This window comes from Rhodovulum marinum (assembly GCF_004343075.1).
Taxonomy (GTDB): Bacteria; Pseudomonadota; Alphaproteobacteria; order Rhodobacterales; family Rhodobacteraceae; genus Rhodovulum; species Rhodovulum marinum.
Genome location: NZ_SLXP01000001.1, coordinates 390,853 through 408,294, shown reverse-complemented (window position 1 = coordinate 408,294; position 17,442 = coordinate 390,853). Strand labels below are relative to the sequence as shown.

Annotated in this window: 14 protein-coding genes; 7 read left to right on the top strand and 7 right to left on the bottom strand. The window is 68.8% G+C overall.

The window, feature by feature from the left end; all coding sequences use genetic code 11:
• Nucleotides 1–75: 75 nt before the first annotated feature.
• A complete protein-coding gene (locus tag EV662_RS02015) occupies nucleotides 76–1,272 on the bottom strand; it encodes an alpha-D-ribose 1-methylphosphonate 5-triphosphate diphosphatase (protein WP_132460449.1) in 1,197 nt (398 codons plus the stop codon).
• Nucleotides 1,273–1,387: 115 nt separating this feature from the next.
• Nucleotides 1,388–2,455, bottom strand: coding sequence for an AmmeMemoRadiSam system radical SAM enzyme (gene amrS / locus EV662_RS02010; RefSeq protein ID WP_132460448.1), 1,068 nt, complete (start codon nucleotides 2,453–2,455; stop codon nucleotides 1,388–1,390).
• 93 nt (nucleotides 2,456–2,548) lie between these two features.
• Here amrS and amrA point away from each other — a divergent pair, with 93 nt between their 5' ends.
• Nucleotides 2,549–3,910, top strand: coding sequence for an AmmeMemoRadiSam system protein A (gene amrA / locus EV662_RS02005; protein ID WP_132460447.1), 1,362 nt, complete (start codon nucleotides 2,549–2,551; stop codon nucleotides 3,908–3,910).
• Between the two features lie 242 nt (nucleotides 3,911–4,152).
• Here amrA and EV662_RS01995 read toward each other — a convergent pair whose 3' ends face one another.
• A complete protein-coding gene (locus tag EV662_RS01995; RefSeq protein ID WP_132460446.1) occupies nucleotides 4,153–5,139 on the bottom strand; it encodes an NAD(P)H-binding protein in 987 nt (328 codons plus the stop codon).
• Nucleotides 5,140–5,292: 153 nt separating this feature from the next.
• Here EV662_RS01995 and EV662_RS01990 point away from each other — a divergent pair, with 153 nt between their 5' ends.
• The 6 genes from EV662_RS01990 to hisD all read left to right on the top strand — a co-directional run bounded on the left by EV662_RS01990 (nucleotide 5,293) and on the right by hisD (nucleotide 11,557).
• Nucleotides 5,293–6,063, top strand: coding sequence for an SDR family NAD(P)-dependent oxidoreductase (locus EV662_RS01990; protein WP_243695739.1), 771 nt, complete (start codon nucleotides 5,293–5,295; stop codon nucleotides 6,061–6,063).
• Between the two features lie 154 nt (nucleotides 6,064–6,217).
• Complete coding sequence (locus tag EV662_RS01985) at nucleotides 6,218–7,348, top strand: ABC transporter ATP-binding protein (RefSeq protein ID WP_132460444.1); 1,131 nt, start codon at nucleotides 6,218–6,220, stop codon at nucleotides 7,346–7,348.
• On the top strand, nucleotides 7,345–8,430 hold the full coding sequence (locus tag EV662_RS01980; RefSeq protein WP_132460443.1) for an ABC transporter substrate-binding protein: 1,086 nt from the start codon (nucleotides 7,345–7,347) through the stop codon (nucleotides 8,428–8,430). The genes EV662_RS01985 and EV662_RS01980 overlap by 4 nt, the downstream gene beginning before the upstream one ends.
• A gap of 58 nt (nucleotides 8,431–8,488) precedes the next feature.
• Nucleotides 8,489–9,415 carry an ABC transporter permease gene (locus EV662_RS01975; RefSeq protein ID WP_243695738.1) on the top strand — a complete coding sequence of 309 codons (927 nt, stop codon included), beginning with the start codon at nucleotides 8,489–8,491 and terminating at the stop codon, nucleotides 9,413–9,415.
• Nucleotides 9,412–10,212: an ABC transporter permease gene (locus EV662_RS01970; RefSeq protein WP_132460441.1), complete on the top strand. Its 801-nt coding sequence runs from the start codon at nucleotides 9,412–9,414 to the stop codon at nucleotides 10,210–10,212. The genes EV662_RS01975 and EV662_RS01970 overlap by 4 nt, the downstream gene beginning before the upstream one ends.
• Before the next feature lie 13 nt (nucleotides 10,213–10,225).
• Nucleotides 10,226–11,557 carry a histidinol dehydrogenase gene (hisD, locus tag EV662_RS01965; RefSeq protein WP_132460440.1) on the top strand — a complete coding sequence of 444 codons (1,332 nt, stop codon included), beginning with the start codon at nucleotides 10,226–10,228 and terminating at the stop codon, nucleotides 11,555–11,557.
• 6 nt (nucleotides 11,558–11,563) lie between these two features.
• Here hisD and EV662_RS01960 read toward each other — a convergent pair whose 3' ends face one another.
• The 4 genes from EV662_RS01960 to oppB all read right to left on the bottom strand — a co-directional run bounded on the left by EV662_RS01960 (nucleotide 11,564) and on the right by oppB (nucleotide 17,414).
• Entirely contained in the window at nucleotides 11,564–13,717 is a 2,154-nt protein-coding gene (locus tag EV662_RS01960; protein WP_132460439.1) for a malate synthase G, read from the bottom strand.
• Between the two features lie 71 nt (nucleotides 13,718–13,788).
• Complete coding sequence (locus EV662_RS01955) at nucleotides 13,789–15,396, bottom strand: ABC transporter ATP-binding protein (protein WP_132460438.1); 1,608 nt, start codon at nucleotides 15,394–15,396, stop codon at nucleotides 13,789–13,791.
• Nucleotide 15,397: 1 nt separating this feature from the next.
• On the bottom strand, nucleotides 15,398–16,504 hold the full coding sequence (locus tag EV662_RS01950) for an ABC transporter permease (RefSeq protein WP_132460437.1): 1,107 nt from the start codon (nucleotides 16,502–16,504) through the stop codon (nucleotides 15,398–15,400).
• A complete protein-coding gene (oppB, locus tag EV662_RS01945; protein ID WP_132460436.1) occupies nucleotides 16,497–17,414 on the bottom strand; it encodes an oligopeptide ABC transporter permease OppB in 918 nt (305 codons plus the stop codon). Before oppB ends, EV662_RS01950 begins: the two co-directional genes overlap by 8 nt.
• Nucleotides 17,415–17,442 lie beyond the last annotated feature (28 nt).

The following is a 17,442-nucleotide window of genomic DNA, read 5'->3' as shown; positions in this document are numbered from 1 at the left end:
GGGGTCTGGGGGCAGCGCCCCCAGCCGGTCGCCTTGGCGAAAGCCAAGGCGAAATCCGGCGCAGAGCAGGTTCCGTCATGTTGAGGGCACGCGGTCCACCCGGGTCTCGGTCGGGCGCAACGCCAATGACCCGTCCGAGAAAATCTTCCGCCCCTCGCGGAAGGTCGCGCGCACATGTCCCACATCCGTGTCGTCGGCGATCACCAGGTCCGCCCGTCGTCCCGCTGCGATCTCGCCCCGGTCCGTCAGCCCCAGCACGCGGGCCGGGTTCGCGCTGGCCAGCCGGGCCGCCCCGGCCAGCCCCTCGGGATCGCCTTGCGCCAGCACCAGTATCGCGGGCAGGATCGCCGAGGGGTGGTAATCGGCCGCCAGGATGTCCAGCACCCCCGCGGCATGCGCCTCGCGCGCCGACAGGTTGCCCGAATAGCTTTCGCCGCGCAGCGCGTTCGGCGCGCCCATCGCGGTCACCATACCGCGCGCCCGCGCCGACCGTGCCGCCGCCAGCGTCACCGGGAACTCGCTGATCGTGGCGCCCAGGTCCGCCATCAGCGCGACCTTCTCGGCGGTGTCGTCATCATGGCTGGCCAGCACGATCCCGTTCTCGGCACACAGTGCCGAAACCGCGGCCAGCTGTGCGGCCACCTCGCCTGCGTGGCGCTGTTTCTCGGCGATCCGGGCCTGCACCGCGCGTGCGCCCTCTTCCAGGCTCAGCCCCTTCTCGGCCGCGGTCTTCCGCGCCAGCCGTTCCAGGTCGCGATACTGGCCCTGTCCCGGCGTGTGGTCGGTCAGCGACACAAGGTCGGCGGTGCCCTCGGCGATCAGCTCGCGCACCACCTCCAGCGCCTGGGGGTTGTTGATTTCCAGCCGCGCATGCACCCGGTGATCGACCTTCAGCATCGGGCGCATCTTCTTCAGCGCGCGCAGCATCGCCTTGGAATGCTCGAGGCTGCGCAGGTGCCCATAGGCCGATTTCGGGTTGAAGCTGACCGCGGCATAGGCCGTCGTCACGCCCGCCACCTTCAGGCGGCGGTCCAGATCGCGCAGGCCCAGTTCCATGGGCATGCGCACGTTGGGCCGGGGTTCCACCTCGCGCTCGATCATGTCGCCATGCATGTCGACGAATCCCGGCATCAGGATCAGCCCGTCGCCACTCAGCGCGGCGCCCGGTACGGGCCGGTCGGCGATCTCGGCGATCCGACCGCCCGCAAGCAGGACCGACCCGCGCGGCAGAACCCTGTCGGGCAGGACCACCCGGAAATCACTCAGCCACATCGGGGCGCCTCCTTCCTGTTCGGCCGGGGCACGGGCGCGGCGTGCCCTCTGTGCCGGGATGGTCGAAAACGGGGGCGATGGCAACGGTCTTGTGGTGCCGCCTCTCCGGGTCGGGTCAGGCCACGATCCGCACCGGGCGGCGCTTGCGTCCCCAGGTTCCGGGCGGCCCCTCGATCACGCCGGGAAAACCTGCCCCGCAGCCCAGGCATGCGCCGGTATCCGACAGGCGCCAGTCCGACAACTCGTGCCAGTCGCGCCCGATCACCCGCGCCCCGCAGCCCGCGCAATAGCTCGACTGCGCGGCCTTGTCGTGGACGTTGCCGACATAGACGTGGTTCAGGCCCATCGCCCTGGCGCGCGCCCGTGCCGCCAGCAGGGTCGCGGGCGGCGTGGCGGGCACGTCCCGCATCCGGTGATCGGGGTGAAAGGCCGTGAAATGCAGCGGCACGTCCGGCCCCAGCCGGTCGAGGATCCAGCCGCACATCGCCTCGATCTCGGCCGGCGTGTCGTTCTGGCCGGGGATCAGCAGCGTGGTCAGTTCGACCCAGCAGGCCGTTTCGTTCACCGCGTAGTCGATGGTTTCCAGCACCGGGGCCAGGTGCGCGGCCGTCAGCTTGAAATAGAACGTCTCGGAAAACGCCTTGAGGTCGATATTCGCGGCGTCCATGACCGCGAAGAACTCTTCCCGCGGCTTCGGCATGACATATCCGGCGGTCACCGCGACCGACCGCACGCCCCGTTCGCGCGCGGCCCGCGCCGTATCGATGGCGTATTCGTGGAAGATGACGGGATCGTTGTAGGTGAACGCGATCGAGGCCGCGCCCGCGTTGCGCGCGGCATTCGCGATCATTTCGGGGCTGGCCGCGTGGGCCAGCGCGTCGACCTCGCGGCTTTTCGATATCTCGTGGTTCTGGCAGAACTTGCAGGCCAGGTTGCAGCCCGCCGTGCCGAAGGACAGCACCGGTGTGCCCGGCAAAAAGTGGTTCAGCGGCTTCTTTTCGATCGGATCGATACAGAACCCCGACGACCGGCCATAGGTGTCCAGCACGATCCGGTCGCCCGCGCGCCGGCGGACGAAACACAGCCCACGCTGGCCCGGCCCCAGCTCGCACAGGCGCGGGCACAGTTCGCAGACCAGGCGGTCGGTGCCGGGTTTCGGGCTCCAGTGGCGGGCGGTCGTCATTCGCTCTCCTTCGCGGGGGACGCGCCGCGTGTGCGTTGCACCGGCAAAAGATGGTACTAGATAGGGCAAGGTTCAATCGGAGCGTGCAAGCCCATGGCCGAAGCCTTGCGCCCCCTGCGTTTCGCCGGCACCTTCTTCCCCGCCGGGGCAAAGGCGCTGCGGGGCGAGGTCGCGCGCCACCTGTCGGGGGCCGAGGGCGCGACGGCGGGCGCCATGCCCCGGGCCATCGTCGCCGCCCATGCCGGCTATCGCTACTCGGGGCGGTTCGCGGGGCTGTCGCACGGGGTTGCGCCCGCGCGGCCGGGCCGCATCGCGATCCTGTCGCCCTCGCGCCGCCTCGCCTTCCGTGGCATCGCCTTTCCCACGCAGGCGGGGTTCGCAACGCCACTGGGCGATCTGCCCATCGACCGGGCGGCCTGCGAAACTCTGGCACAGGCCGGGCTGGCCCGCGCCCTCGACGCCGCCCATGACGACGAACACGGCATCGAAACCCAGCTGCCCTTCCTCGCCCATCTCTGGCCGGGCGTGCCGGTTGTGCCGCTGGTGATCGGCGACGCCAGCGCGGCCGAGGTCGCCGCCGTCATCGACGCGCTGGACGATTGCGACACATTCTTCGTGCTGTCCTCGGACCTCAGCCATTTCCTGGACGACCGGGCCGCGCGCAAGCGCGATGCCGAAACCGCCGCGATGATCGAACGCGCCGAGACAGGCCGCCTGGACGGCGCGCATGCCTGCGGGGCGCGGGCCATCGCGGGCTGGCTGATCTCCCGCGCCGGGCGGGCCAGCAAGCCGCTCAGGCTCGCGATGGGCAACAGCGGCGCGGCCAGCGGCGACATGGCCCGCGTGGTGGGCTACGGTGCCTGGGCGTTCTTCCCCCTCAATGCGCCGATGTTGGGCGAGGGGGCGCGGGCGACGCTGTTGCGCACCGCGCGCCAGGCCATCGAGATTAGGCTGCGCACGGGCAAGGACCCGGCCATCGCCGCCGATACCTTCGCGCCCCAGCTGGCCACCGAGGCGGCCAGTTTCGTGACCCTGACGCAGGACGGGCGGCTTCGGGGCTGCGTGGGCTCGCTCGCCCCGCAACGGCCGCTGTTCTCGGACGTTGCCGCCAACGCGCAGAAGGCGGCGCTGTCCGACCCGCGTTTCCCGCCCCTGCCGCGCGAGGACCTTGCCGGGGCGCGGCTCAAGATCGCGGTTCTGTCGCGCCCGGCGCCGCTCGACTTCGCCGACGAGGCCGACGCGCTGGCCCGGATCACGCCGGGCCAGGACGGGCTGATCCTGACCTCGGGCCGGAACCGCGGCACCTTCCTGCCACAGGTCTGGGAGCAACTGCCCGATCCGGCCCAGTTCCTGCGCGCGCTCAAACGCAAGGCCGGGCTCCCCGAGGATCACTGGTCCCCCGGCCTGACGCTGGACCGTTTCCGCGCCGAAAGCTTTGCCGAAGACTGTGCCTGACGACGATCGGGCCGGGGCCAGCCGCTGACGCACCAGCGTCGTCCAGGAGGAACCGCCCCAGGCGATCACCCCTTCGTTGCAATCGTATCCGGGGTGATGCAGCCCCGCCGACGGTCCATTGCCCGGTTTGACCCTCGCCCCCGGCACCCCGTTCTACATGAACGGGCAATCCTTGCCCCCCGTGCCGCCGCACCAGGGCGCGGGCTGCATCGTCCAGTTCGTCCCGGCCTGAAGCGCCGGCGTCAGAACATCGCGTGTTCGCCCAGGTCCACGCGTTCGTCGCCGCGCACCAGCCGCGCATAGAAATCATACAGGGTTTCGGTCCCGGTTTCGGGCGTGGCATCGGCGTCATAGCGCCCGGTCGCCGGGTCCAGCACCAGCATCGACTCGGTCGCGTAATACCGCCCGATCCGGGCGAATTCCGCCTTGTCGCGCATTCTGGGCGATACCCGTCCCAGCGCGCCCAGAACCGCGATGATCGCGTCCATCATGCCCACCGGCACGGACCGGAATTTCGGTTCCCTCCCCATCAGGCGGAACAGTTCCTCGCCCTGTTCGCGGGGGGTGATGGCCGGGCCGGGGCCCCCGATCGGCAAGACCTTGTTCCGGCGGCTTTCGTCGTCCAGGCAATCGGCGATATAGGCGCCCAGATCATCGTCGCTGATCGGCTTGCAGGCGGTCAGGGCGCCATCTCCGAACAGCAGGAACGGCTTGCCCTGCCGCACCCGCTCCACCTGGCCCGACAGCGACTTGAAGAACGCCGTCGGCCGCACGATGGAATAGCTCAGGCCCGAGCCGATCAGTTCCTCTTCGAAGGCCAGCTTGGCCTTCTGGAACTCCAGCAACGGTTTCTGCACGCAGATCGCCGAAAGCAGGACCACATGGGTAACGCCCGCCTCGCGCGCCGCGGCCAGCGCGTCGGAATGGGCCTTGTGATCAATCGCCCAGGCGTCCCGGGGCGACCCGGTGCGCGAGGCAAGGCAGGAGACCAGCGCATCGAACCGCGCGCCCCTGATCCCGTCGCGGACCAGCGCGGCGGGGTCGGTCACGTCACAGGCGCGCAGGTCCACGCCGGGGGGCAGGTCGTTCGGGCGGTTGCGGCCGGGGCGGACGAGGCAGGTCACCTCGTGCCCGCGGGCGGCAAGGGCGCGGGTGGTGGCCTTGCCGATCGTGCCGGTGGCGCCCAGCATCAGAACGCGGCGAGGGTTGGGCGATCGGGGGGTGGTCATGCTGTCGGTCCTTGCCGCTGTGGCGGGGTCGGCGCCACTTTAGGCAAGCGGCGCGGGATGCTGAAGGGGGCATGCGCGCGACCCGCGCGGGGTTTGACAGATCGCGCGCGGGCGGGCTCTGATGCGGGCGGTTGAAGCATTGGGGGTGGCGTGGTGTCGAAGGCGAATTTCGATCTGACGGGGCGGGTGGCGCTGGTCACCGGGGCCAGCCGGGGCATCGGGCGGGCGCTGGCCGAGGGGCTGGCCGCGCATGGGGCCGATATCCTGGCCGTGGCCCGCGACGCGGCCGCCCTCGACCCGGTCTGCGAGGCGGTCGCGGCGCAGGGGCACACCGCGATCCCGCTGGCCGCCGACGTGTCGGACAGCGCCGCGATTGACGCGCTTTTCCAGCGAATCCAGCGGCTTGGAATGGCGCCCGACATCCTGGTGAACAATGCCGGGATCGAACAGGTCTGTCCCTCGGACGCGGTGACGCCTGAGTTGTGGGACAGGATCCTGGACACCAACCTGAAGGGCGCGTTTTTCGTGGCGCAGGGGTTTGCGCGGCCGCTTCTGGCCGCGGGAAAGCCGGGGAGCATCGTCAACCTGGGCTCGCTGACCTCGGCGGTGGGGGTGCCGACGGCGACGGCCTATACCGCGTCGAAAAGCGGCATGCTGGGGATGACGCGGGCGCTGGCGACCGAGTGGGCGGGGGCGGGAATCCGGGTCAACGCCTTGGGACCAGGGTATTTTCGCACCGACCTGACCGAGGTCTTCTATGAAAACGAGGACTGGCAAAAGGCCATGCTGGGCAAGATCCCGATGGGCCGGTTCGGGCGGATGGACGACCTGATCGGGGCCGCGGTGTTCCTGGCATCCGACGCCGCGGCCTATGTCACGGGGCAGATCCTGTATGTCGATGGCGGCTACATTTCGGCGATATGAATCGCATATGAATTCCATATGAATCGCATATGACTTTTATCGGACTTTTCGCCCGCCTGGCGGGGCGGGTCGGCTTGACACTCCGCCCCCGCCCGACCAGCATTCGGCGGCGCGCGGGACGGGTGGAAAGGTCGGTACGGTGTCCGGAAGCCGGATGGTTGAAATCGCGGGGGTCTCGCGGGTGTTCGGGACAGTGGCCGCGGTGTCGAACGCCACGCTGCACGTGGACCGGGGCGATTTCCTGACCGTGGTCGGCCCCTCGGGCTGTGGCAAGACGACCCTTTTGCGGATGATCGCCGGGTTCGACCGGCCCGACGCGGGCGAAATCCGCATCGGCGGCGTGCGGATGGACCGGGTGCCGGCCTGGCAGCGGTCGATCGGGATGGTGTTCCAGAAACTGGCCCTGTTCCCGCACATGACCGCGGCCGAGAACGTGGCCTATCCGCTGAAGATGCGCCGGTTCGATCCCGCCCGCATCCCGGGGCTGGTGGACGACTACCTGGCCCTTGTCCGGCTGGCCGAGTTCAAGGACCGCCGCCCGCATGAATTGTCGGGCGGCCAGCAGCAGCGGGTGGCCATCGCCCGCGCGCTGGTCTTCGGCCCCGACCTGTTGCTGCTGGACGAGCCCCTGTCGGCGCTCGACCGCAAGCTGCGCGAGGACATGCAACTGGAATTCCGCCGCATCCAGCAGGAACTGGGTGTGACCACGATCAACGTGACCCATGACCAGCGCGAGGCGCTGGTGATGTCGGACCGGATCGTGGTGATGGAGGGCGGCGTGATCCAGCAGGCGGACGACCCGGTGTCGCTGTACCGGCGGCCGGAAAATCCCTTTGTCGCGCGGTTCATCGGGGTGACCTCGATGTTCCCGGGCCGGGTGACCGCAGAGACCCCCGAGGCGGTGACCGTCACGGCGGGCGAGGCCACGCTGAAGGCCCGCGGCGGCGCGGCGCTGGGCGCCGGTGCGGCGGTCGAGTGCGCGATCCGCGCCGAGCAGATCGCCATCGGCCCGCGGGACGGCGCGCCCCGGTTCGAGAACGCGGTGGACGGCATCGTGCGCCAGCGCATCTTCGAGGGCGAGCGGATGGTCTATGCGGTCGAGGTGCCGGGGCTGGGGGGCGCGGTTCTGAACGTGTTCGACCACGATCCGGTCAGCCACTCGGTCTATGACGAGGCCCAGCCGGTGCGGCTGGAATGGGCGGCGCGCGACCTGATCGCCTTTCCGGCGGGACCCGCCCCCGCCGTGACCACGGAACACAAACCAACGGGGAGCCTTACGACATGACGACCACCGATTTCGCCGGGCGGCGGACATTCCTGAAACTGGGCGCGGCGGGGGCCGGCGCGCTGGCCATGCCGGGCATCCTGCGGGCGCAGGACAAGCCGTCCGAGATCATCGTGCGGGCCTGGGGGGGCGCCTGGGGCGACGCGCTGAAGGAAGGCGTGGCCGACCCGTTCACCGCGGCGACCGGCATCCCGGTGCGGCTGGATTTCACCGAGGATAACGAGATCAAGCCCAAGATCTGGGCCGCGGTCGACCAGGGGCGCATCCCGCCCATCCACGTCAACTGGGACACCACCACCAATGCCACGATTTCCGCGCTGCGCGGCGTGACGGTGGACCTGAGCGACCTTTCCAACCTGGAGGGGTTGTTGCCGCTGGCCAAGCCCACCGGGCTGGAGGGCTATCCGCTGGTGAATACCTATGCCTATGTCTATGTCTGCGCCTACCGGCCCGAGGCGTTTCCCGACGGGGCGCCCGACAGCTGGACGGTGATGCTGGACCCGAAATTCAAGGGGCGGGTGGCGCTGTATGATGACGGGATCGGGTTCAACCCGATCGCGGTGATCGCGGGCGGGGGCAGTTTCGAGGACATCCCCGGCAACATGGAGCCGGGCTATGAATTCTACCGCAAGCTCAAGGAAAACGCGCCGCTTCTGGGCGAGGATGCCGATTTCACCACCTGGTTCCAGAACGGCGAGATCGACCTGGCCTGCACGATTTCCGTGAACGCGCGGGCGGCGCGGCAAAGCGGGATCGACGTGGAATGGACCGTGCCGAAAGAGGGCTGCAAGGTCGATACCGACGGGTTGTGGGTGCCCAGGGGCCTGCCTGCGAACGAGGAGCACTGGGCCAAGGAATTCGTCAATTTCGCCCTGTCGCGCGAGGCGCAGGAGAAGTGGTGTTCGCTGTTGGGCCTGCCGCCCGTTTTCCCGGGGATCGCGCCGCCCGCGGACCTGGTGGGCGATCCGTCCTACCCGACGACGCCTGCGGATTTCGAGCGTCTCGTCTCGGTGCCCTCGCCGGTGCTGGTGGAAAACCAGCCGGTCTGGTTCGCCAAGTTCAGCGAGATCTTCCAGGGGTGATCGCCCTTCGCGGCGGGGCCGGTGTCGGCCCCGCCCGTTGTCCTGACCGATGTCCCACATGAAATACCCGATTTCCTGGCGCCTGCTGGATGCGCTCGAGGCCGCCGCGGCGGTTCTGTGGCCCGCGCGGATGCGGCGGCTGACGGCGTGGGCGTTGCTGGCGCCCGCGCTGTTCCTGGTCGGCGTGCTGGTGATCGGGCTGGGCTACATGGTGGAATACAGCCTGCACGAGCTGGACCTGTCCACCTACCGGCTGAAAGAGGCCTATAGCCTGACGAATTACCAGACGATCCTGGACCGCCCGGTTTACGCCCGGGTGCTGGGGCGGACGTTGCTGGGGGCGGTTCTGGTCACCGCGATCTCGGTCGCGCTGGCCTTTCCCTATGCCTATGCGATCGTGCGCACGCCGTCGGCCATGGTGCGCAAGGCGCTGTTGGTGGCGTTGTTTTTGCCGTTCTTCATCGGGCAGGTGGTACGGGCCTATGGCTGGCTGATCGTGCTGGGGCGCGAGGGGCTGGTGAACTCGGCGCTGGCGGGGATGGGGTTGCCGACGGTGGACCTGCTGTTCACCTACCCGGCGGTGATCTTCGGGCTGGTGCAATACATGCTGCCCTTTGCGATCCTTCTGCTGGTGCCCGCGCTGGCCGCGATCCCCGAGGACATGGAACTGGCCTCGGAGTCGCTGGGGGCGCGCTGGACCTCGACCTTTCGCCACGTGGTGATCCCGATGGCGAAACCGGGGCTGATCGGGGCGTCGGTGGTGGTGTTCACGCTGACGCTGACCGATTTCGCGATGCCGGAAATCCTGGGCGGCGGCACGTCGGATTTCATCGCGTCGGCGATCTATGACAGTTTCTTCCAGATCTCGAACCCCGGGCTTGGCGCGGCGCTGTCGATGGTGCTGGTGACGCTGGGCAGCCTGATCGTGGCGGGGGTGTTCCTGGTGGCCGGCACCGGCACGCTGGGCGTGAGGGGCGCGAAATGAGGGGCAGCCTGTCCAAGCGCATCGCGATCTGGGGGCTGGTGTGGGTGAGTCTCATCACCCTCAGCCTGCCCACGCTGATCGTGATCGGCGCGTCCTTCACGGCCGGAGAGATCATCCGTTTCCCGCCCGAGGGGTTTTCGCTGCGCTGGTATGGCGAGCTGTGGCAGCTGGACAGCTTCAAGGCGGCGCTGGCGCGCACCTTCTATGTCTCGGCGATCTGCACGGCGGTCAGCCTGCCGGTGGGCACGCTGGCGGCCATCGCCACGGTGCGCTACCGCATCCGGTTCCGCAATGCGGTGCAGGTCTACCTGCTGTTGCCGTTCACCATCCCGCTGGTGGTCTCGGGCATCTCGATGATGATCTTTTTCGGGGAAATCCGCATCCTTGGCCAGTTGTGGCCGGTGGGCGTGGCGTTGTGCATCATCAACCTGCCCTTCATGATCTGGTCGGTCAGTGCCAGCGTGAACGCCATCGACCCCGAGATCGAGAACGCGGCGATGAATTGCGGCGCGCCGCCCTTGCAGACCTTTCTGACCGTCACGCTGCCCGCGGTGATGCCGGGCGTCATCACCGGCGGGCTGTTGATGTTCATCCTCGCCTTCAACGAGTTTCTCGTCAGCCTGTTCCTGACCGACAGCCGCACCGTCACGCTGCCCGTGCAGATCTACAACTCGATCCGGTCGGTCATCACGCCCGACCTGGCCGCGGTGTCGGTCCTGTATATCGCCATCGCCCTGATCGCCGTGTTCCTGCTGGACCGGCTGGTGGGGCTGGACATCTTCCTGCGCTCGAAATGACCCGGAGTCGCCCATGTCGCCCAAGATCACCTTTCATGACCTTTCCACGCTGGACGCCGACGCCCGCGCGGGCCTGCTGAAACGGACCGAGGGCGACCTTGGCCCGGTGATGGAAAAGGCCCGCCCCATCATCGAGGCGGTGCGGGACGAGGGCGACGCGGCGCTGGCCCGTTTCGCGCAGGAGTTCGACCGCGCGCCGGTGACGGCGGATGCCATCGCGGCGACCCGCGCCGATTTCGACGCGGCCTTCGACGCGGTGGACCGCGACATGATCGAGGTGCTGGAATTCTGTTCGGACAACGTGCGGCGGTTCCATCAGGCGCAGATGCCCGAGGAGATGTGGTGGAAGGAAATGCACCCGGGCGTCTTCGCGGGCGAAAAGGTGGTGCCGATCGATTCCGTCGCCTGCTACGTGCCGCGCGGCAAGGGGTCGTTCCCGTCGGTGGTGATGATGACGACGATCCCGGCGGTGGTGGCGGGGGTGGGCCGGCCCTTCATCGTCACGCCGCCGGGCCCCGACGGCAAGGTGGATGCGGCCACCCTGGTCGCGGCGCGCATCGCGGGGGTGGAAGAGGTTTACAAATGCGGTGGCGCGCAGGGGGTGGCGGCGGTGGCCTATGGCACCGAAACCGTGCCGCGCGCGCCCAAGATCGTGGGGCCGGGCAGCCCCTGGGTGGTCGCGGCCAAGCGCCTGCTGGCCGACCGGCTGGACCCCGGCACGCCGGCGGGGCCGAGCGAGTCGATCATCCTGGCGGACGGCACCGCGAACGGGCGGGTTGCCGCGCTGGACCTGTTGATCGAGTCCGAGCACGGGCCGGACAGTTCGGCCTGGCTGGTGACCGACAGCCGCGCCGTGGCCGAAGAGGCCATCGCCGCGATCCCCGGCTACTGGGCCGAAATGGGCGAGGAACGCACGGGTTATTCGCAGGCGGTGCTGTGCGGGCCGCGGGGCGGCGTGGTGCTGGCCCCGGACATGGGCGCGGCCTGCGAGTTCGTGAACGATTACGCGCCGGAACACCTGCAGATTCACGCGGACGTGCCGCATGATTACCTGGGCGCGATCCGCAACGCGGGGGAAATCCTGCTGGGCGCGCATACGCCGATCTGCATCGGGAATTTCACCCTGGGGCCGAACGCGGTGCTGCCGACCAACATGGCGGCGCTGACGCGTTCGCCGCTGGGGGTGCACGATTACCTGAAGACCATCGGGTTGGGCTACGTGACGCGCAAGGGCTATGACCTGCTGGCGCCCAGGGCCAAGCGCTTCGCCGAATACGAGGGGTTCGACGCGCATGCGAACGCCGTGTCGGCGCTGCGCGACAGGGCGTTCGGCAACGCGGGCTGACCGGGGTCAGTGGCGGGCCAGTTCCGCCTTGCGTTCCAGCCGGCGGGCATGCAGCACCGGTTCGGTATAGCCCGAGGGCAGGTCGCGGCCCATGAACACCAGGTCGCAGGCCGCCTGGAAGGCGATGCCGTCATAGCCCGGCGCCATCGGCACATAGGCCGGGTCGGCGGCGTTCTGGCGGTCGACCACCTGGGCCATGCGGCGCATGACCTCCATCACGTCCTCGGGGCTGACCACGCCATGGTGCAGCCAGTTGGCGATGTGCTGGGCCGAGATGCGGCAGGTGGCGCGGTCTTCCATCAGGCCCACATCGTTGATGTCGGGCACCTTGGAACAACCCACGCCGGCGTCGATCCAGCGCACGACATAGCCAAGGATGCCTTGCGCGTTGTTCTCGACCTCGCGGAGGATCTGGACGGTGGACCATTTGCGGAAGGCGGCCAGCGGGATGTCGAGAAGGCCGTCGACATGGGCGCGGCGCCCGCCCTTTTTCAGCTGTTTCTGCACCGCCAGCACGTCGACCGCGTGGTAATGCAGCGCGTGCAGGGTGGCGGCGGTGGGCGAGGGCACCCAGGCGCAGGTGGCCCCGGCCTTGGGGTGGTCGATCTTGGCCGACAGCATCGCCGCCATCCGGTCGGGCATCGCCCACATGCCCTTGCCGATCTGCGCGCGGCCCGACAGCCCGCATTCCAGCCCGATATCGACATTCAGGTTTTCATAGGCGGTGATCCAGGATTTCCGCTTGATGAACTCCTTGCGGCTGAAGGGGCCGGCCTCCATCGAGGTGTGGATCTCGTCCCCCGTCCGGTCGAGGAACCCGGTATTGATGAAGGCGACGCGGTGTTTCGCCGCCCGGATGCATTCCTTGAGGTTGACCGAGGTGCGGCGTTCCTCGTCCATGATGCCCAGTTTCACGGTATGGCGCGGCAGGCCGAGGATCTCCTCCACCCGGGTGAAGGTGTCGTCGGCAAAGGCGACCTCGTCGGGGCCGTGCATCTTGGGTTTGACGACGTAGATGGACCCGGCGGGGGAATTGCGCGGGCCGTCGGTCTTTTTCAGGTCGTGCAGCGCGATCAGCGTGGTGATGGCGGCGTCCATCAGCCCCTCGAACACCTCGTGGCCGTCGGTGTCCAGGATCGCAGGGGTCGTCATCAGGTGGCCCACGTTGCGCACCAGCATCAGCGCGCGGCCCTTGACGGTGAAGGGGGTGCCGTCGGGGGCGATATAGTCGCGGTCGGGGTTCAGCGCGCGGGTCAGCCGTTCGCCGCCCTTCTGGAACTCGGCGGTCAGGTCGCCCTTCATCAGGCCCAGCCAGTTGGCATAGGCCGCGACCTTGTCGGGGGCGTCGACGCAGGCCACCGAATCCTCGCAATCCATGATCGCCGAGACCGCCGATTCCAGCCGGATGGCGGCCAGCCCCGCCTGGTCGCGCGCGCCGACCGGGTGGGTGCGGTCGAACACCAGTTCCACGTGCAGCCCGTTGTTGCGCAACAGAACCGCGTCGGGGGCGCGGGGATGGCCGCGGAAACCGGCGAATTTCGACGGATCCTCCAGCGGGTTGTCGTCGACCAGAAGCGCGCCGCCCTTGACGTGATAGCGCCGGGCGTCGGCGTGGCTGGTGCCCTGGACCGGGAACGCCTCGTCCAGGAAGACGCGCGCGCGGGCCACGACGCGGGCGCCGCGGCCGCGGTCATAGCCGCCCGCGGGCGGCGGGCCGCCCATCGCGTCGGTGCCGTAAAGCGCGTCATACAGGCTGCCCCAGCGGGCATTGGCGGCGTTCAGCGCGTAGCGCGCATTGGTGATCGGCACCACCAGTTGCGGGCCGGGGACGGTGGCGATTTCGGGGTCCACGTTCGCGGTGTCGATCTGGAAATCGCCGCCCTCGGGGCGGAGATAGCCGATCTCGGCGAGGAAGGCCTTGTAGGCCTCGTGGTCATGGGGGGCGTCGCGGTGGGTGAGGTGCCAGGCGTCGATCCTGGCCTGCAATTCCTCGCGGATTTCCAGAAGCTCGCGGTTGCGCGGGGTGAAATCGCGCACCAACCCGGCGAAACCGTTCCAGAAGGCGCCCGCGTCGATCCCGGTGCCGGGCAGCGCCCGGTCCTCGACAAACGCGGCCAGCACGTCGGCCACCTGCAATCCCGCCCTGTCCAGATAGGCCATCGCTGCCTCCGTCATTCCCGTTTCGCGCCCCCTCAGATCAACTCCGCACGCGGTTTGCAAGGGGGCGGGTGTCAGCCGGTCAGCAGGTCGCCAAGGTCGAAGGCCGCGCGCATCAGGGCGCGGGTATACTCGGCCCCGGGCGCCTCGAAGATCGCCCGGGTGGGCCCCTGTTCGACCACCGCGCCGTCCTTCATCACCATGACATAATCCGCCATCGCGCGCACCACCGCCAAGTCGTGGCTGATGAAGATGTAGGACAGCGCGTGTTCCGCCTGCAGCCGGCGCAAGAGGTCGATCACCTGTTTCTGCACGGACCGGTCCAGCGCCGAGGTGGGTTCGTCCAGAACGATCACCCGGGGCCGCAGGACCACGGCGCGGGCGATGGCGATGCGCTGGCGCTGGCCGCCCGAGAATTCGTGCGGGAAGCGGTTGCGCATCGACGCGTCCAGCCCGACATCGGTCAGCGCCTGCGCGGCCCGTTCGGCCCGGTCGCGGCGCGACAGGCCCGGTTCGTGCACCAGAAGGCCCTCGGTGATGATCTCGGTCACGGTCATGCGGGGGCTGAGGCTGCCATAGGGGTCCTGGAACACCATTTGCAGCCCCTTGCGGTGGGGGCGCATCGCGGCGCGGTCAAGCCCGGCGATCTCCTGGCCCAGGTAGACCACGCGCCCCTCGGCGGGCAGCAGTTGCAAGAGTGCCCGGCCCAGCGTGGATTTCCCCGACCCGGATTCGCCCACCACGCCGATGGTCTGGCCCTGGCGCAGCGTCAGGTCGATGCCTTTGACGGCGGTGAACCGGGTGTCGCGGCGCAGGAAGCCGGGCGGTTTGCCGAAGGTCACCCTTAGCCCCGCGCCCTGCAACAGCACCGGCGCATCGGCGGCGACGGGGGGTTTTTCGCCCTCGGGTTCGGCATCCAGCAGCATGCGGGTATAGGGTTTCTCGGGCGCCTCGAAGATGCGCCGCGTCGGCCCCTGTTCCTCGACCAGCCCGGCGCGCATCACGTAGACGCGGTCGGCAAAGGCCCGGACGATGCCCAGGTCATGGGTGATGAACAGGATCGACATGCCGAGGCGCGCCTGCAACTCGGCCAGCAGGCGCAGGATCTCGGCCTGGATCGTGACGTCGAGCGCGGTTGTGGGCTCGTCCGCGATCAACAGGTCGGGGTCGTTGGCCAGTGCCATGGCGATCATCACCCGCTGGCGCTGCCCGCCCGAAAGTTCGTGCGGATAGGCGCGCAGGCGGCGGGCGGGGTCGGGGATTTGCACCAGGTCCAGCAGCTCCAGCGCGCGGGCGCGCGCGGCGCGGGGCGACAGGCCGCCATGAACGCGCAAGGGTTCGGCAAGCTGATCCTCGATCGTGTAAAGCGGGTCGAGCGAGGTCATCGGTTCCTGGAAGATCATGGTGATCTTGCGCCCGCGGATGCGGTTCAGCCGGTCGGGGGGGAGGTTCAGGATCTCTTCGCCGCGATAGCGGACCGATCCGCTGGCCTTTCCGTTCGCGGCCAAGAGGCCCATCGCGGCCATCATCACCTGGCTTTTGCCCGAGCCGCTTTCGCCCACCACAGCCACGGTTTCGCCGGGTGCCACGGTCAGCGAGACGCCGCGCACCGCGTCCACCGTGCCGTCGGGGGTGTCGAAGCGGACGCGCAGGTTGTCGATTTCAAGGACGGGGTCGGTCATCTCAGCGGTCCTTGGGGTCGAGCGCGTCGCGCAGCCCGTCGCCCAGGAAGTTCAGCGCGAACAGCAGGACGGTCATGGTGGCGGCGGGGTAGATCAGCATGTAGGGGGCGTTGCGCATGTTCTTGGCGCCCTCGGCGATCAGCACGCCCAGCGAGGTCAGCGGTTCCTGCACGCCGAGCCCGAGGAAGGAGAGGAAGGATTCCAGCAGGATCACCTTGGGGATCAGCAACGTCATGTAGATGATGACGGTGCCCAGCGTGTTGGGGATGATGTGGCGGCGGATGATCGCGCCGCCGGAAACCCCCATCGCCTCGGCCGCCTGGACGAATTCGCGGCGCCTCAGCGACAGGGTCTGCCCGCGCACGATGCGGGCCATGTCCAGCCATTCGACGGCGCCCACCGCGATGAACATCAGCACCACGTTGCGCCCGAAGAACACCACCAGCAGGATCACGAAGAACACGAAGGGCAAAGAGTACAGGATATCGACCACCCGCATCATCAGGTTGTCGATGCGCCCGCCCAGGAACCCCGCCGTCGCGCCGTAGACGACGCCGATGGTCAGCGCCACCGCCGTCGCCAGAAGCCCGATGGTCAGCGAGATGCGCAAGGAAATCAGGATGCGCGAAAGCAGGTCGCGCCCGTTCGCGTCGGTGCCCATCAGGAAATACAGTTGCTGCACGCGGGCCTCGGCCACGGCGGATTTGCCGTCGGGGGACAGGTCCACGATGCGCGCCTCGGTGAACACGTCGGAGCGGTCGAGGTAACGGGCCAGGCGCGGGTCGATCTCGCGGGGCGAGGTCAGGGGGATGCGGACGGTGCCGTTGTCGATGGTGATCTCGCCCAGTTCGACGCGGGCGCGTTTCAGGGCGCGTTCGGCGGCGGGGATGACCTGGTCTTCCTGCGGGTAGGGGCGCAGGCTGGGGGCCACCTTGACGAATTCGGGATAGACCTCGGCATAGCCGTGGGGGGCGAGCCGGGGGCCGAAGATCGCGAGACACGCGATCAGCGCGAGGATCACCAGCGAGGCCATCGCCGCGCGGTTGCGCCGCAGCCGCAGCAGCGCGGTGGCCCAGAGCGAGCGGCCGGGGGCGGCGGTGTCAGTCATAGCGCACCCTCGGATCCAACAGGGCATAGGCAAGGTCGACGAGCAGGTTGAACACCACGACGAAGACCGCGACGATCACCACCGTGCCCATCACCAGCGTGTAGTCGCGGTTCAGCGCACCCTGCACGAAATAGCGCCCGATGCCGGGCAGGTTGAACACCTGTTCCACCACGATGGACCCGGTCAGAAGGGCGGCCGCCGCCGGGCCAAGGTAACTGATCGCGGGCAGGATCGCGGCGCGCAGCGCGTGTTTCGCGACCACCATGCGCGCGGGCAGGCCATAGGCGCGGGCGGTGCGCACGTGGTCGGAGCGCAGCGCCTCGATCATCGCGCCGCGGATCAGGCGGGCGATGACGGCGACCTGCGGCAGGGCCAGCGCGATCACCGGCAGGATCATCTGGCGCCAGTCGCCCCAGCCCTGCGCCGGCAGCCAGCCCAGCATCACCGCAAAGACCAGCGACAGCACCGGGGCGACCACGAAATTCGGCACGGTGATGCCGAAGGTCGCCACCGCGATCACCGCGTAGTCGACCCGGCTGTTCTGCCGGAGCGCGGCGACGGTGCCGAGCGCCGTGCCGAGGACGAAGGCCAGCAGGAGCGCCGAGGCGCCGAGCTGCACGGACACCGGCAGGCCCTCGGCCAGGATCTCGTGCACGCGCTTGTCGCGGTAGATGAAGCTGGGCCCCATGTCGCCCTGGAACAGGTTGCCGAGATAGATCGCGTATTGCTGCCAGAGCGGCTTGTCGAGGCCGAAGGTCGCGTTGAGATTGGCCATCACCGTGGCCTCCAGCGTGCGTTCCTGGTCGAACGGGCCGCCGGGGGCCAGCCGCATCATGAAGAAGGCGGCGGTAACGATGATGAAAAGCGTCGGGATCGCGCCCAGAAGGCGCCGAAGGGCATAGATCAGCATCGCGGGACGTGTTCTTTGCGGGCACGGC

What these genes read in the sequence shown, in the direction of transcription:
- EV662_RS01960 (WP_132460439.1), bottom strand. Translation starts at nt 13,717, where the DNA reads ATGGCCTATCTGGACAGGGCGGGATTGCAGGTGGCCGACGTGCTGGCC.
- hisD (WP_132460440.1), top strand. Translation starts at nt 10,226, where the DNA reads ATGTCGCCCAAGATCACCTTTCATGACCTTTCCACGCTGGACGCCGAC.
- EV662_RS01975 (WP_243695738.1), top strand. Translation starts at nt 8,489, where the DNA reads ATGAAATACCCGATTTCCTGGCGCCTGCTGGATGCGCTCGAGGCCGCC.
- EV662_RS01950 (WP_132460437.1), bottom strand. Translation starts at nt 16,504, where the DNA reads ATGACTGACACCGCCGCCCCCGGCCGCTCGCTCTGGGCCACCGCGCTG.
- EV662_RS01985 (WP_132460444.1), top strand. Translation starts at nt 6,218, where the DNA reads ATGGTTGAAATCGCGGGGGTCTCGCGGGTGTTCGGGACAGTGGCCGCG.
- oppB (WP_132460436.1), bottom strand. Translation starts at nt 17,414, where the DNA reads ATGCTGATCTATGCCCTTCGGCGCCTTCTGGGCGCGATCCCGACGCTT.
- EV662_RS01980 (WP_132460443.1), top strand. Translation starts at nt 7,345, where the DNA reads ATGACGACCACCGATTTCGCCGGGCGGCGGACATTCCTGAAACTGGGC.
- amrS (WP_132460448.1), bottom strand. Translation starts at nt 2,455, where the DNA reads ATGACGACCGCCCGCCACTGGAGCCCGAAACCCGGCACCGACCGCCTG.
- EV662_RS01955 (WP_132460438.1), bottom strand. Translation starts at nt 15,396, where the DNA reads ATGACCGACCCCGTCCTTGAAATCGACAACCTGCGCGTCCGCTTCGAC.
- EV662_RS01970 (WP_132460441.1), top strand. Translation starts at nt 9,412, where the DNA reads ATGAGGGGCAGCCTGTCCAAGCGCATCGCGATCTGGGGGCTGGTGTGG.
- EV662_RS02015 (WP_132460449.1), bottom strand. Translation starts at nt 1,272, where the DNA reads ATGTGGCTGAGTGATTTCCGGGTGGTCCTGCCCGACAGGGTTCTGCCG.
- amrA (WP_132460447.1), top strand. Translation starts at nt 2,549, where the DNA reads ATGGCCGAAGCCTTGCGCCCCCTGCGTTTCGCCGGCACCTTCTTCCCC.
- EV662_RS01995 (WP_132460446.1), bottom strand. Translation starts at nt 5,139, where the DNA reads ATGACCACCCCCCGATCGCCCAACCCTCGCCGCGTTCTGATGCTGGGC.